Annotated in this window: 14 protein-coding genes; 3 read left to right on the top strand and 11 right to left on the bottom strand. The window is 54.1% G+C overall.

What is annotated here, in order from left to right; translation table 11 throughout:
• Window positions 1-418 precede the first annotated feature (418 nt).
• The 3 genes from JJB07_RS18320 (at window position 419) to JJB07_RS18310 (ending at window position 2,135) form a co-directional block, all read left to right on the top strand.
• Window positions 419-766, top strand: coding sequence for a hypothetical protein (locus JJB07_RS18320; RefSeq protein ID WP_201637526.1), 348 nt, complete (start codon window positions 419-421; stop codon window positions 764-766).
• 115 nt (window positions 767-881) lie between these two features.
• Entirely contained in the window at window positions 882-1,592 is a 711-nt protein-coding gene (locus JJB07_RS18315; RefSeq protein ID WP_201637525.1) for a hypothetical protein, read from the top strand.
• Between the two features lie 21 nt (window positions 1,593-1,613).
• On the top strand, window positions 1,614-2,135 hold the full coding sequence (locus JJB07_RS18310; RefSeq protein WP_201637524.1) for a hypothetical protein: 522 nt from the start codon (window positions 1,614-1,616) through the stop codon (window positions 2,133-2,135).
• A gap of 180 nt (window positions 2,136-2,315) precedes the next feature.
• Here JJB07_RS18310 and JJB07_RS18305 read toward each other — a convergent pair whose 3' ends face one another.
• The 11 genes from JJB07_RS18305 to JJB07_RS18255 all read right to left on the bottom strand — a co-directional run bounded on the left by JJB07_RS18305 (window position 2,316) and on the right by JJB07_RS18255 (window position 12,618).
• Window positions 2,316-2,498 carry a hypothetical protein gene (locus JJB07_RS18305; RefSeq protein ID WP_201637523.1) on the bottom strand — a complete coding sequence of 61 codons (183 nt, stop codon included), beginning with the start codon at window positions 2,496-2,498 and terminating at the stop codon, window positions 2,316-2,318.
• A gap of 97 nt (window positions 2,499-2,595) precedes the next feature.
• Window positions 2,596-3,504 carry a C1 family peptidase gene (locus JJB07_RS18300; RefSeq protein ID WP_201637522.1) on the bottom strand — a complete coding sequence of 303 codons (909 nt, stop codon included), beginning with the start codon at window positions 3,502-3,504 and terminating at the stop codon, window positions 2,596-2,598.
• A gap of 218 nt (window positions 3,505-3,722) precedes the next feature.
• The gene (locus JJB07_RS18295; RefSeq protein WP_201637521.1) at window positions 3,723-4,631 is read right to left on the bottom strand and encodes a C1 family peptidase; all 909 of its coding nucleotides are present in this window, start codon (window positions 4,629-4,631) and stop codon (window positions 3,723-3,725) included.
• A gap of 213 nt (window positions 4,632-4,844) precedes the next feature.
• Window positions 4,845-5,771: a protease complex subunit PrcB family protein gene (locus JJB07_RS18290; protein ID WP_201637520.1), complete on the bottom strand. Its 927-nt coding sequence runs from the start codon at window positions 5,769-5,771 to the stop codon at window positions 4,845-4,847.
• A 100-nt stretch (window positions 5,772-5,871) separates the two neighbouring features.
• The gene (locus JJB07_RS18285) at window positions 5,872-7,440 is read right to left on the bottom strand and encodes an S-layer homology domain-containing protein (protein ID WP_201637519.1); all 1,569 of its coding nucleotides are present in this window, start codon (window positions 7,438-7,440) and stop codon (window positions 5,872-5,874) included.
• 117 nt (window positions 7,441-7,557) lie between these two features.
• Window positions 7,558-9,117, bottom strand: coding sequence for a tetratricopeptide repeat protein (locus JJB07_RS18280; RefSeq protein WP_201637518.1), 1,560 nt, complete (start codon window positions 9,115-9,117; stop codon window positions 7,558-7,560).
• 83 nt (window positions 9,118-9,200) lie between these two features.
• The gene (locus JJB07_RS18275) at window positions 9,201-9,425 is read right to left on the bottom strand and encodes a hypothetical protein (protein ID WP_201637517.1); all 225 of its coding nucleotides are present in this window, start codon (window positions 9,423-9,425) and stop codon (window positions 9,201-9,203) included.
• 75 nt (window positions 9,426-9,500) lie between these two features.
• Entirely contained in the window at window positions 9,501-9,881 is a 381-nt protein-coding gene (gene panD / locus JJB07_RS18270) for an aspartate 1-decarboxylase (RefSeq protein WP_201637516.1), read from the bottom strand.
• A 45-nt stretch (window positions 9,882-9,926) separates the two neighbouring features.
• Entirely contained in the window at window positions 9,927-10,787 is an 861-nt protein-coding gene (panC, locus tag JJB07_RS18265; protein WP_201637515.1) for a pantoate--beta-alanine ligase, read from the bottom strand.
• Entirely contained in the window at window positions 10,784-11,638 is an 855-nt protein-coding gene (gene panB, locus JJB07_RS18260; RefSeq protein ID WP_201637514.1) for a 3-methyl-2-oxobutanoate hydroxymethyltransferase, read from the bottom strand. Before panB ends, panC begins: the two co-directional genes overlap by 4 nt.
• Before the next feature lie 263 nt (window positions 11,639-11,901).
• On the bottom strand, window positions 11,902-12,618 hold the full coding sequence (locus JJB07_RS18255; RefSeq protein ID WP_201637513.1) for a polysaccharide deacetylase family protein: 717 nt from the start codon (window positions 12,616-12,618) through the stop codon (window positions 11,902-11,904).
• Between the last annotated feature and the right edge of the window lie 51 nt (window positions 12,619-12,669).

Below are 12,669 nucleotides of genomic sequence, written 5' to 3'. Positions count from 1 at the left end.
CACTTGGGCATGTGCATTTCGTCCAGTAGCAGTCGCACAGCCCACTCCACAAGACTCGGTCAACACAGATGACTTCCCGATCCTAAGCAGTAAACCAATGAAGAAGAAAAAGTAAAAGGGAACACAAAAAGCGTCCATCGATTTCGATGGACGCTTTTTGTGTTCCCTTGATTTAGTACGCGCCGCCGCCAACGCCCGGAACGAACAGGAAGAACAGCACGAAGATGATCAGGAACACGATTGCCCAATGCGTATATCCACCGAATACACCGTACATGATCTCACCCCCTGTCCCGTTTCCTAGTGCTATACTATGGGACTGGGTCGAGATGGGACACGGCGATTGCCTAATTGACCGCACTTTTTGCTTGCCTTACAATAAATGCAAAGCAAAACAAAGGTTCACTGGGAGGTTTTCATGAAGATACGCAAGTTCTGGAAGAGGATTCTCTTGACGCTTCTCGTCGTCCTCGTTGCCACCGATCTGACGCTGTGGTGGAACGCGAAAGTTCCATTGTCCGACCGTCTGTATCGGGTGGTCTCCGGCGCTCCGGAGATTCATTTGGACGGAGCGCTCCTGTATTACGAGGGCCGACTGGACAACAGCGCCGTTGTGGAATATCGACCAAGCGACGAAGGCTTGTACTTATACAAATCGTTCGACATCCCGGACGGTCAAGTTCCTCCGTACTACTATAAACTCGGAATGGACAACTTCGTCGGATTCAAGTATTCGAAAATGCACCGCCCCTTCGGCATGCAATAAGAATTCAAAAAAGGCACTCCGCATCATGCGGATGTGCCTTTTTAAATATATCTTTCTTATTTCTCTATTTTCAGCTATTATAATGTGAGTGTTAAATTAACAGGAGGAAATTACTATGAAACGCATGATCGCCTTTGCCGGTTTTACTGTGGGCTTGTCCATCATCCTCACGTCCCCTGCTCACGCGACGATTACGCAAAAGTATAATACTGTTGCCATCAACAATCCAGGTCACTATGACGGTGTCTATTGCTCGTTGTTGATTCCGAATATGACTCCCTTTTGGTCAACAGGATCCGGCAATAAAATCAATACAGAACTTTGGTTGAATACCAACTCGACCGACTCGTGGGTTGAAGTCGGTTACCACGACGGATACAACTGGAAATCCGATGGTTCAATTGCAAGCACGAGTTACAAAGGGTTGTTCACAGCCTACGCAAATGGAAGCGTCTGGTCTGTCCAATCCTTTCCAAGCAAGAACTGGGCTTCGGGACAATCCCATACGATCGGAGCTTTGCTCGGGTATTCGTCTGGATCGTATTATGCGGATATGCGTGTAGACGGGTCCGTTCTCTTGTCCTACACCAATGCTGCTATTGGTTCCGTAGGTGAGACTGATGTAGGTGTGGAATGGAACACGACGAACGGTCTCTCCCCCAGCGCTTCCGTTACCTCCTCTACCTTCACAGATCTGAACTTGCATAATTCTCTAGGATGGAGCAAATGGTCCTCACACTCAGCTGATTTCTTGTATCCAAACAACACATACCCCGGATATACCGCGAATTTTGACCAAACAAACAATCGCATTATTTGGAACTAAGCCATCAAGGAGGAACCTTTTATGAAAAAAACTTTGGTACTTGGAGCCCTAACTCTGATCGTAACCGCAATCGTCACTGCACAAGGATCAGCAGTACCGGCAACAAAGTATGACTCGATCTTGCAATCTGTCGGTACTTCTCAAAAAGTCGACGATCCAAACGGCAAACCCGTACATGCAACGGAACAGCAATACAAAGCAAACAACTCCAAAAAAACCTTGAAAAAAGTAGAAGAGCTTCCGGGCTATGTCGATGACCAAGAGATCGAAGGAAAATCCGGTAAAAACCTGAAAAAAAGCCTCATGACCTACAAGGAATACATCAACCTCGGAATCGATCCGGCCTTCCGTCATGACATCGATGCAGATCGTATGGTATGGGTACTCCAAACCAAGTTCACCAAAACGACCAACATCAACGGTGTAGACATCGTGAACCCCCTCGTGACCACGGTATATGATGCAGAGACGGGTGATCAGATCGCAATGACGGTTTCGACTGATGCGCCGAACGGTCTCGCGAATGTAAAACACGCTAAGTAACACGAGTATGGAAATAAAAACGATGCGGCTTCCCTCGTATTGCAAATGATTCAGTCAGCGCGATACTTGGGGGAACGTGTGCACCCCTGAATACGATTAGATGAGGATTACCACTAAAAAACCTTGGCTCTGACAGCCAAGGTTTTTCCGTGTTTCTATGAGTTCTGCTCTTGCCAAGCACTACTCCACATGCACTTTGCACTCGGCCGTTCGCTCCAAGCCTTCCACTCCGTTGACAGTATGCCAAGTCTCTTCAATCTTGATCTTGTCCCCGACTTGCGGGACTTGGCAGAGCGGGATCTCGGCGATGCGGTGTTCGGTTCCCCCTTCTGTTTTGAGATAGATGGCGGCAACACGCTCCATGTGGTTCCGACCTCCTTTCGACACTCAGGGCTAGTATACGCAAAAAAAGAGCGCAGCCCCGAGGGGTCTGCACTCTTTTTTGCGAAGGGTTCAAGAATTAGTTGTTGGTGTTCATGTACCAAGCTTCTTGAACTTCTTTGGAGAACATGTCGTAGGAGATCCAGGTGTAACCTTTGTTACCCCAGGAAGTGCCCCATTGGTTGATAACTTTGAACGCGCCGGTGAAGCCGTTGTAAACTTTGGTGTCGTCGTAGCCAACGATGGTGACCATGTGGCCGCCACGGGAACGCTCGCCGTTTTTGTGAGCGTCGACAACGTAGGTGTCATTCGCTTGAGCGTTGTCCCACTCCGGGTAAACCGGGATTGCGATACCAACCAGACGTTGGTCGCCGGAGGTGCCTACGAGAGCGTTTTTAACCGCTTGTTGAGCGGTAGCGTTGCCTCTGCCAGCGCCTTGGAAGATGTTGGTGGAACCGAGGTTTTTGTGCAGAGCTGCATCAGCCAGCTGGGTGGAGTTCGGCTGGGTGGTGTAGTCGTATTGGTTGTACGCCATTTTGGACAGCGTGGTGTCACCTTTGGAGACGAGCAGGCTGTATGCATCGGACGGGTACAGGCCGCCGTCTACGCCACCGTTAAGTTGGTTGTACACGAATGCCGGAGAGAATTCGTTCGTGGTGGAGTAGGAAGAGGTCAGGCCATGACCGTAAGATTTTTGGTAGTAAGCGGTCGACCATGCTACGCAAGAACCTTGTTGACCTTGGTCACCTACCGGCGGCAGGTTGGTCAGAACGAAGGAAGCCGGAGTAGCAGTTACCGGCTTGGAAGCCAGTGCTTGAGATTGAGCGTCCATTTTCGGAACGTTAGCGCCAAGCGGAGTGAATTTCAGACCCAGCGGATGCAGGGTTGCTTGGGATTGAGCGGTGGTTTTGGTGTCTGCTGCGTGTGCGGAAACGGACAGCAGGAGTGCCGGGATAACTGCGAGTACTGCAAGTGCTTGCTTTTTCATGTGGATGGTCCCCTTTCTAATTTAACATCGGAACTCTTACGAGTGCCGAAGATTGTGAATTGTGTGAAACCTTTTGTTACTCATATACTAGCACGTTAAGTATACGTTGTAAAGGGCGCATTTTATGTTTATTTTTTCTTTGGTTTTTCTAAAAATTTACCTTAAAAAAGAGTGCAAGCCGTGAGGGCCTGCACTCTTTTTTCTTGACCGACAGATGATCAACCGTTGGTGTTCATGTACCAAGCTTCTTGAACTTCTTTTTGGAACATGTCGTAGGAGATCCAGGAGTAACCTGCGTTCCCCCAGCCGGTGCCCCATTGGTTGATGATCTTGAACGCGCCGGTGTAGCCGTTGTAGACTTTGTTGTCGTCGTAGCCAACGATGGTGATCATGTGGCCGCCACGGGAAGTTTCGCCCGATTTGTGAGCGTCGATGACGTAGGTGGTGTTGTTTTGAGCGTTGTCGAATTCCGGGTAAACCGGGATTGCGATCCCCACGAGTTTGTGGTCGCCGGAGGTGCCGTACAGCGCGTTTTTCACTGCGGTACGAACGGTAGCGGAGCCGCCGCCAGCGCCTTGGAAGATGTTGGTGGACGAGATGTTTTTGTGCAGAGCTGCATCAGCCAACTGGGTGGAGTTCGGCTTGGTGGTGTAGTCGTATTGGTTGTACGGCATTTTGGACAGCGTGGTGTCGCCTTTGGAGACGAGCAGGTTGTATGCATCGGACGGGTACAGGCCGCCGTCTACCCCACCGTTGAGTTGGTTGTACACGAAGGACGGAGAGAATTCGTTCGTGGAGGAGTAGGAAGAGGTCAGGCCGTGACCGTAAGATTTTTGGTAGTACGCGGTCGACCATGCTACGCAGGAACCTTGTTGACCTTGGTCCCCTACCGGCGGCAGGTTGGTCAAGGTGTAGGCAGCCGGAGCAGCGGTAACCGGTTGGGAAGCTGCTGCGAGTTCAGTTGCGCTCATTTTCGGAACAGAAGCGCCAAGCGGAGTGAATTTCAGACCCAGCGGATGCAGGGTTGCTTGGGATTGAGCGGTGGTTTTGGTGTCGGCCGCGTGTGCGGAGACTGCGAGAAGCAGTGCCGGGATTACTGCGAGTGCTGCCAAAGCTTGCTTTTTCATGTGGATGGTCCCCTTTCTATTTGTGAACCTTGACACCGTTTCGGTGCCTGAGCTCAATATAACACTATAAAAAATCATTGTAAAGACATCTTATTTTATTTATTTTTTGTATGTATATCCTAAATATTTCACTAAAAAGTACCCATTAAAGATTATATTAAAAAGAGAGACACCCGCGTCGGGGTGTCTCTCTTCTTGTTATGCTACGCTCCATTACTGAGCGAGGTATGCGTTTTTCTCCGAGTTTTTCACTTTCAAAACGACGGTCGGGTACGTGACCATCTGCGGAACCATCATGGTCGGGTCCGGATGAACCAGCGATGCGTCTACGAACAGACCTGCTGCCGTTTCCGAGATGCCGTCGATGTTGACGGAGTATCCGCCGGTCGGCGCTTGCCCGCCGGTGACAACCAGGTAGCGCACGTCGTTGTCCACAACGCTGTAAACGCCCGGCTCCGTGCGGTTTTCATTTGCTACGGTTTGCACCGTTTGCGGAAGGTTGTCGCTGACAGCTTCGAAGTCCACTTTGGTTGCGACGGTCATCGAACGGGTAACCGCTTGGTCGAGCAGAACGGCTGCTTCGCCGCGGGTCAAGATTGCCTGCGGGTTGAAGTGGCCAGCGCCGTCGCCCACCATGATGCCGAGTTTGTAGAGCGTGTTCAGAGCGTCGCGCTCCGAAGCGGAAACTCCCTTGATATCGGTATACGGAGCGGTGAGGTTCGCGCCGTTGATGCCGGTGTTCATCGCCGGAAGCGACGTTGCGATCCACGTTGCGACTTCTACGCGGGAGACGTCCCCGGTGGAGTTGGAATCCGCGATCTCCTTGCCCAGTGCGTTTTTGATCCACGTTCTCAGCTCGACACGGTCTGCCTTGGAGTTCGGGTCGAAGGAAGCAGCCGGGCCGCCGATTTTGCCGCCGGAGATCATGTGGTAGTTCGACAGGCGCTCCACCGAGTCTGCGGAGAAGTGGCCGTTGGTGTCGTTGTATTTCGGTGCGGTCGTGTGCAGTTTGGAAACTTCGCCGCCACCAAGATGCGGAGCGATGATCTTGCCACCGTTGTCGTCTGCTGCGAATACTGCCGATGCGGACGTCAGGGTCAGCGCGGTTACCATGAGAGCAGTGAACGTCTTTTTCATCATTTGAGTGTTCCTCCCTTATCTCTTATACCGTTAGTTTTTTTGAATCTACACGTAATGACGGTAACTTTGAGGCAAAAGTTTCATCCTGCGCCAAAATAATTTATTTTTCTGTGAGCGTCGTGTTCGGAACGGCTTCCGTCTTGTAGGAATCTACGACGAAGCTTCCGTTGATGTATTTGTAAGTCGGCACGAGGTAGAACACGCTCGCGAGTTGGTGACTGACCCACGAATAATGGCGGGTCGTCAGTTTGCCGTTCACGACCGACACCGCATACGGGCTGTCAACGCTCACTTGGTACGGCTTCGGGAAAATCGAAGGATCGAAGCCGTCCCATTGCGGCCCCACCAACTTGACGTTCCACGAGCGGTTGTCGGACGTCGACTTGATGTTCCAAGCCAACGCCTTCGCGTCGTACGTCACAGAATTGAATTTCGCCGCCCAATCCGGGGTCTGCACATTCGCCTGCGTGAAGGTCCCGTTCGTTCCTTGCGTGAACACGCGCAGGCCGTGCGCCCCCATCCCGCCGTTTCCGTGCAGGTCAGATTCGATGAGGAGGTCGTTTTTCCCATCTCCGGTCACATCGGTGACGAGCAGTTGGACCGGGTCCATGACCAGTACGTACTCGAGGTTGAAACGGGTTTTGAGGTTGCCGTTTTTGTCAAACAAACCGAGGTAGCCTCCTTGGTTGTTCGAATTGATCACGGCGGCGGTCTCCTCTGCTTTGCCGTCGTTGTTGAGATCAACGCGGTCCTTGCGCAGGGCTACGCTGTCGTTGGCTCCGATTTTCAAGAGGTCCCCCGCTTTTGCTTGGTTGAGTTGATAGACTTTGCCCGGTTCCGGCTTCATCTGGAGAATCACGTAGGGTTTGCCTTGGCCCGGGTCGACTTTCTCCGTCGTGGTCTTCACGAAGAACGCCGCTTGGCCTTTGAGCAGCGCGTCGACGTGAATCGAGGTGTTGTTCGAAGCGGTCGCACCTGCGGAGATCAACACGTATCGGGAGGACTGCATCGGCAAGTTGTGTACGCCTGCCGTGTTTTTCGATTCCTCAACCGCGGTGCGCACGTCGGCCGGCAGTTTGCTCTCCTCCGTGACGACGTTGAAATCAACCGGATTGCTGCGCTTGACGTCCAACAGCGCGTTCAGCATCACCGCCGCTTCCCCGCGTGTCAACTTCCAATCCGGGCGGTAGAATCCATATCCTTCCCCGACGACGACACCGCGTTTGTAGAGACGACCGACCGCTGTGCGTGCTTGTTCTTGAATTTGGGCATGGTCGACGAACATGTTGGCGCTGGCGCTTTCGTTGCCCCCCATGACGCCGACGCGGGCTTTGTCTACGAGCAGAGCCGCTTCCCAGCGCGGGATCTCGTTCCCGTGGGTCAACGCCGTCGAGTTGGTGCCGACGGCGTTTTTCAGCCACCGGTCGAAGTCGGCACGGTTGATCGGCTGGTCGGGGTTGAACGATTGGACATCGCTCGCTTGGAGCACCCCGAGTGAGACGAGGTTCTGCACCGCCGCTTCCGAGTAATGCCCTTTCAAATCGGAGTACACAGGGTTTCCGGCATGTGCCGCGGTCGGCACCAACGCATTCGTTACAAGCGGTACGCCGGCGAGCATCAGCCCGACGGTCAGCAACGCGGTGGTTTTCTGGAACGCTTTTTTCTTCATGTTGTATTTCCTCCCTTGGCACTTGAGTTCTATCCCGTAAGACGTCGATTTCCTGAATTTGGTTTCGATTCACGAAAAAAAAAGATCAGCCCCTTAATGATCAGGGCTGATCTCCACTCAAGACTTGCATTTCGCAAAGCACTGTTGCGCCCGTTCCAACTCGCCGAGCGCGTAGTGCGCCACGCCTTTGTAGAACAGCGATTCCACACACTCGCGGTCGTATACCAAAGCGGCGTTGAAGTAGCGAAGTGCTTGTGTATACGACTCCTCCTCCATCGCGAGACGGCCGAGGTGGTAGAGGCCGAGTTTTTTCTCGCCAGACCCCTCCATCGCGACGAGGCGCAAGAGTTGTTCCTTGGCCTCGCCGCGTTTTTGCGTCATGCTCCAGACGCGGGCAAGCCCTGCGATGGCGAACGAATCGCGGGAATTCAAGCGCAGCAGCAGGGAGAAGCAACGTTCGGCACGCTCGAAATCACGGGACTGGTACGACCCCCAGCCGAGGTTGAACAAGCCTTGGCGATCGTTCGGCGAACAGGACAGTTGCTTTTTAAAAAGCGAGATCGCCGTCGCAACGTCGCCCTCGCGCAGTTTGATCCAGCCGAGTCCCCCCAACGCGGCGGTGGAATTCGGGTGGTAGCGGAGCGCTTTTTTGTAGAGCGCGCGGGCTTGGTCGGTTTGGCCTTGCTGTTCCGAGAGATGGGCGAAGTCGAGAATGACTTGCTCGTGTGCGCCGTTGAGGTCGTAGGAGCGCGCCATGTGGCGGTAGGCGCGGTCGCGGTGACCCATTTGCTCCCAGATCAGCCCGCACAGGCGATGCGCTTCCCAGTCTTCCGGATCGCGGATCAGGGCGCGTTGGAAGTGCGTCAGTGCTTCGCGCAGACGACCGCGGTTGTAGTGGCAACAGGCGATGTTAAATTCAATGTCGCGGAACTCGGGCAAGAGTTTCGCCGCCATCTCGAATTCGACCAGTGCCGATTCGTACTCTTCTTGCGCGACGAAGATGTGTCCATATGTGCTGTGGATCGTCGCTTGCAGGAATTCGTCTTCCTCGCGTCCGGTGATCAGATTGAGGTGCGTGCTCGCTCGTTCATACTCCCCTTGTGAGAGGCAGCCGAACGCGAGGTACAATCGGGCGACGAGGAAGTCTCCGTCAAGTTCCAGGACGCGTTCGAATTCCTCCATCGCTTCGGGGAACATCAACAGGTCGAAATAGCCGACGCCTCGGCGGAACGAACGGACCATCAGTTCATCGCGCGGGCGCAGCGATTGTCCGTCGCCAACTTGGTACGTAAGCGTAGTGCCTTTTTTGCCGGGGAGTTTGGAGTTCGGTGGGACGGCGCTCGCGGAGGCGGCGCTTTTTTCCTCTTCGGGCTCTGTCGGTTCGCCCTCGATCACGGCGAATGGCGTCTCGCCGTTTTGGAGCGCGGCGAGTTTTTCTTGGATGGCGTGCAATTCGGGACTTGGCAACGTACCGTCGAGTTCGAGGTTGTACTCCTCGGACAACTCCGAGACGCGCTCTTCAAAGGACAGCCATTGCTCCACATATTTGTCGCACGCGTTGCGCAGGGCGACGAGTTCTTCGCCCAAGATGCGTCGTTGTTCGCTGTCGGCCTCTTGCAGTTGGACCTCAATGCGGTCGACGGCGCGGTTTAGGAGTGAAAACGGCTTTTCGAACATTGAAAAAAACCCCCCGTCCAGAGTACAAACTCATGTAAGAGTTAGTCTGTGGCATGGGGGGGTTTTTTATCCAACAAAGGGTCTTAGAGATGTCTGCGCTCGTATTCGGCCTTGCCTTTGTCCGTGATCTCAATCGCTTCATAAGCGCTCGTGCCGGCAAAATAGTACGTTTCAACCAAGCCTTCCGTCAGCAATTTGTGTACGCGATTTTCTTCGAAGCTCGCGGACGGCCACGGTTCATCAGATTTTGCCACGAACGGTTTTTGAATGCTTTCCAAGATATCCATCAGGCCTTTGCCGATTCTCATAGGGATTGCCTCCTCAGATTGGTTGGGTAGGTACGACAACACCCCCAAGGGGGTCCCTTGGGGGTGTGGAAGAGGTTAGACGATGGTCGCTTCCTTCTCGGTGATCAGGTCGACGATTTTGTTGTCCTTATCCATCAGCGCAACGATCGGTTTGTGGAGACGGGCTTCTTCGTTGCTCATCATCGCATAGGAGATAATGATCACAGTGTCGCCCGGTTGCACGAGACGGGCTGCTGCACCGTTCAGGCAAATGACGCCGGAACCGCGCTGACCGGAGATGACATACGTTTCCAGACGGGCCCCGTTGTTGTTGTTGACGATCTGGACTTTCTCATCCGCCCAGATATCGGTGGCGTCGAGAATGTCTTGGTCGATGGTGATCGAGCCGACGTAGTTCAGATTCGCTTCCGTTACGGTTGCGCGGTGGATTTTGGATTTCATCATCGTTCGGAACATGTCTGGAATTCCCCTTTTTCTCTGGGTTTAGAAGATCGAATGTATTTATCGCTGGATGTCGAGGACGATGTTGTCGATCAAGCGGGTTTTGCCGAATTTCACGGCGAGTGCGAGCAACGCAGGTTGATCAAGCGTTTGCAGCGGCGTCAGATCGCGGAGCGAGACCGCCTGCACATAGTCGATGTTCGCGAGCGGTTGCTCTTCGATCATCGCGCGCACAGCAGAGATCAGAGCCTCTGCATCGCGTTCGCCCTGCTGCACGCGTTCAACCGCCATGGACAGCGAACGGCTCAGCACCATCGCTTGCACGCGTTGGTCGTCGCTCAAGTACACGTTGCGCGAACTCATCGCGAGTCCATCCGGCTCGCGGACGATCGGGCACGGCACCACTTCGACCGGCGTGTTCAGGTCGCGGACCATCTGCTGGATGACGACGACCTGCTGGGCGTCTTTGAGACCGAAAAATGCTTTGTCCGGCATCACGATGTTGAACAGTTTCGTCACGACGGTCGCCACGCCTCGGAAATGACCCGGACGGTTGGCGCCGCAGAGCGTATCGGTCACCGCTTCGACGTCCACATGGGTGAGCGACTTGCCGTTGCCCGACGGATACATCTCGTCAACGCTCGGAGCGAAGATGACGTCGATTCCGGCAGACTCCGCCAGCGCCGCATCGCGTTGGAGGTCGCGCGGGTAGGAGTCAAAGTCTTCGTTCGGCCCGAATTGCAGCGGGTTGACGAAAATGCTCATCACCGCGACGTCGCAGTGCTCCTTCGCTTGGCGCACCAAGGAGAGATGTCCTTCGTGCAGATAGCCCATCGTCGGCACGAGGCCGACCGTTTTCGCCCCCATCCGCTGTTCTTGTACATAGCGTCGAATTTCTGCGATGGTGTGCAAAATGATCATGAGAGCCCTGTCTCCTCTACGAGTCTTTCCAAAACGTCTTCTGACATTTTGAAGCCGTGGTGCGCTTCCGGGAACGCCCCGTCACGCACTTCTTGCGCGTACTGCGCGACGGCCGCCTTCATGTCTTCGGCCAGTTCGCTGTACTTTTTCGCAAATTTCGGCAAGTATTTGTCCGTGATGCCGAGCATGTCGTGGACGACGAGCACTTGCCCGTCGCAACCGTCCCCCGCGCCGATGCCGATCGTCGGGATCGACAGGCGTTCGGAAATGAGCGCTGCAAGCGATGTCGGGACGCATTCGAGCACGAGCGCGAAGCAACCGGCTTCTTGCAGGAGCAGAGCGTCTTCGAGGATTTTTTTCGCGCCGTCGAAGTCTTTGCCTTGCACTTTGTACCCGCCGAGTTGGTTGACCATCTGCGGTTGGAGGCCGATGTGCCCGCAAACCGGGATGCCCGCTCGGACGATCGCTTGCACTTGTTCAATCACTTCGCGTCCACCTTCGAGCTTCACGGCGTCTGCACCGCCCTCTTGGATCAAGCGTCCGGCGTTGCGGACCGCCTCCGGGGTCGAGATGTGGTACGACAGAAACGGCAGGTCGGTGACGATCATCGTCTGTTTCGATCCGCGCGTAACCGCTTTCGTGTGGTGAATCATGTCTTCCATAGTCACAGGAAGCGTAGAGTCGTACCCTAGGACAACCATTCCGAGCGAATCGCCGACGAGAATCACATCGATTCCGCCCTGTTCGGCGGTGCGTGCGGTCGGGTAATCATAGGCGGTCAGCATGACGATCTTCTGACGGTCGCGTTTCATCTCTTGCAGTTTGACCGTGGTGGCCTTGCTCGTGCTCATGTAGGACTCCTCCTTGGTGGTCTGCCGGGAGCCGATATAGAAGTAGTAGACAAAAAAAGACCCTGCGAGCCTGGTAAATGGGCACGAAGAGTCTGTCCTTGGTCAAGAGTCTCAGTTCCCTGTCTCGGTCCGAATCGGCTCAGAGCAGATTGTAAAGTTAAGAAAACGTGGTCATGGTCTAGCACAACGGGAGTACAGTTCGGATGCGATACCGTCTCCAACACGTCAAGTATACCCCATTGTTTTGAAGAGTGCTAGACGTATTAGTGAGAATTTGTGGGAGCATTTCGAACTTGAAGCAACTCCGAGACGGTAACGAACGTGTATCCTTGCTTTTTCAGTGCAGGCAAGATCTGTTCCAACGCTTCCGTCGTCTGGGGTTCACGGTCATGGAACAGCACGATGGAGCCGTTGCGGACATTTTTCAGCACGCATTGGACGATTTTGTAGACGCCGGGGCGTGTCCAGTCTTTCGTGTCGAGGTTGGGCGACCACATGACGACCGTGCAGTGATCGGCGGCGGCGGTCGAGACGATCATTTCGTTGTAATAGCCGCCCGGCGGGCGAAACAGCACCGGTTTGACTTGTGCGACTTTTTCCATCGTGTCGGAGGCGTGGACGATCTCTTCGTGCAGTTTCTCCGGCGAAATTCTGCGCATCGACGGGTGGTTGAACGTATGATTCGCCAGTTCATGGCCCTCGGCCGCTTCTCGGCGGATCGTATCGGGCAGCCACTCCACCCGCTTGCCGATGGAGAAAAACGTCGCTTTCGCATCGTACTTTTTCAATGTATCGAGGATGTGCGGTGTATTTGGATAAGGGCCGTCATCAAACGTGAGGGCGACCACTTTTTGACTTGTCGCCACTTCGCGAACGACATCGTGGTGGGGCGTTTGCAGGGCCTGTACGTCCCCGGGTCCGGGGATCAGGACGGTCAGCAAGAAAACGCAACCCACGAACAGGCGTTTCAAACCTTTCATCTGACTCTCCTCCCTTTGGGGTTAACATGCCCAAATGAGGGACGAACTCCT

Source organism: Tumebacillus amylolyticus (genome assembly GCF_016722965.1).
Taxonomy (GTDB): domain Bacteria; phylum Bacillota; class Bacilli; order Tumebacillales; family Tumebacillaceae; genus Tumebacillus; species Tumebacillus amylolyticus.
The sequence above is the reverse complement of the archived record's forward strand: the minus strand, read 5'-3'. Positions and strand labels throughout refer to the sequence as shown.

Bases quoted from the DNA above. Each gene is read 5' to 3' on its own strand.
- JJB07_RS18320 (WP_201637526.1), top strand. From the start codon at position 419: ATGAAGATACGCAAGTTCTGGAAGAGGATTCTCTTGACGCTTCTCGTC.
- JJB07_RS18315 (WP_201637525.1), top strand. From the start codon at position 882: ATGAAACGCATGATCGCCTTTGCCGGTTTTACTGTGGGCTTGTCCATC.
- JJB07_RS18310 (WP_201637524.1), top strand. From the start codon at position 1,614: ATGAAAAAAACTTTGGTACTTGGAGCCCTAACTCTGATCGTAACCGCA.
- JJB07_RS18305 (WP_201637523.1), bottom strand. From the start codon at position 2,498: ATGGAGCGTGTTGCCGCCATCTATCTCAAAACAGAAGGGGGAACCGAA.
- JJB07_RS18300 (WP_201637522.1), bottom strand. From the start codon at position 3,504: ATGAAAAAGCAAGCACTTGCAGTACTCGCAGTTATCCCGGCACTCCTG.
- JJB07_RS18295 (WP_201637521.1), bottom strand. From the start codon at position 4,631: ATGAAAAAGCAAGCTTTGGCAGCACTCGCAGTAATCCCGGCACTGCTT.
- JJB07_RS18290 (WP_201637520.1), bottom strand. From the start codon at position 5,771: ATGATGAAAAAGACGTTCACTGCTCTCATGGTAACCGCGCTGACCCTG.
- JJB07_RS18285 (WP_201637519.1), bottom strand. From the start codon at position 7,440: ATGAAGAAAAAAGCGTTCCAGAAAACCACCGCGTTGCTGACCGTCGGG.
- JJB07_RS18280 (WP_201637518.1), bottom strand. From the start codon at position 9,117: ATGTTCGAAAAGCCGTTTTCACTCCTAAACCGCGCCGTCGACCGCATT.
- JJB07_RS18275 (WP_201637517.1), bottom strand. From the start codon at position 9,425: ATGAGAATCGGCAAAGGCCTGATGGATATCTTGGAAAGCATTCAAAAA.
- panD (WP_201637516.1), bottom strand. From the start codon at position 9,881: ATGTTCCGAACGATGATGAAATCCAAAATCCACCGCGCAACCGTAACG.
- panC (WP_201637515.1), bottom strand. From the start codon at position 10,787: ATGATCATTTTGCACACCATCGCAGAAATTCGACGCTATGTACAAGAA.
- panB (WP_201637514.1), bottom strand. From the start codon at position 11,638: ATGAGCACGAGCAAGGCCACCACGGTCAAACTGCAAGAGATGAAACGC.
- JJB07_RS18255 (WP_201637513.1), bottom strand. From the start codon at position 12,618: ATGAAAGGTTTGAAACGCCTGTTCGTGGGTTGCGTTTTCTTGCTGACC.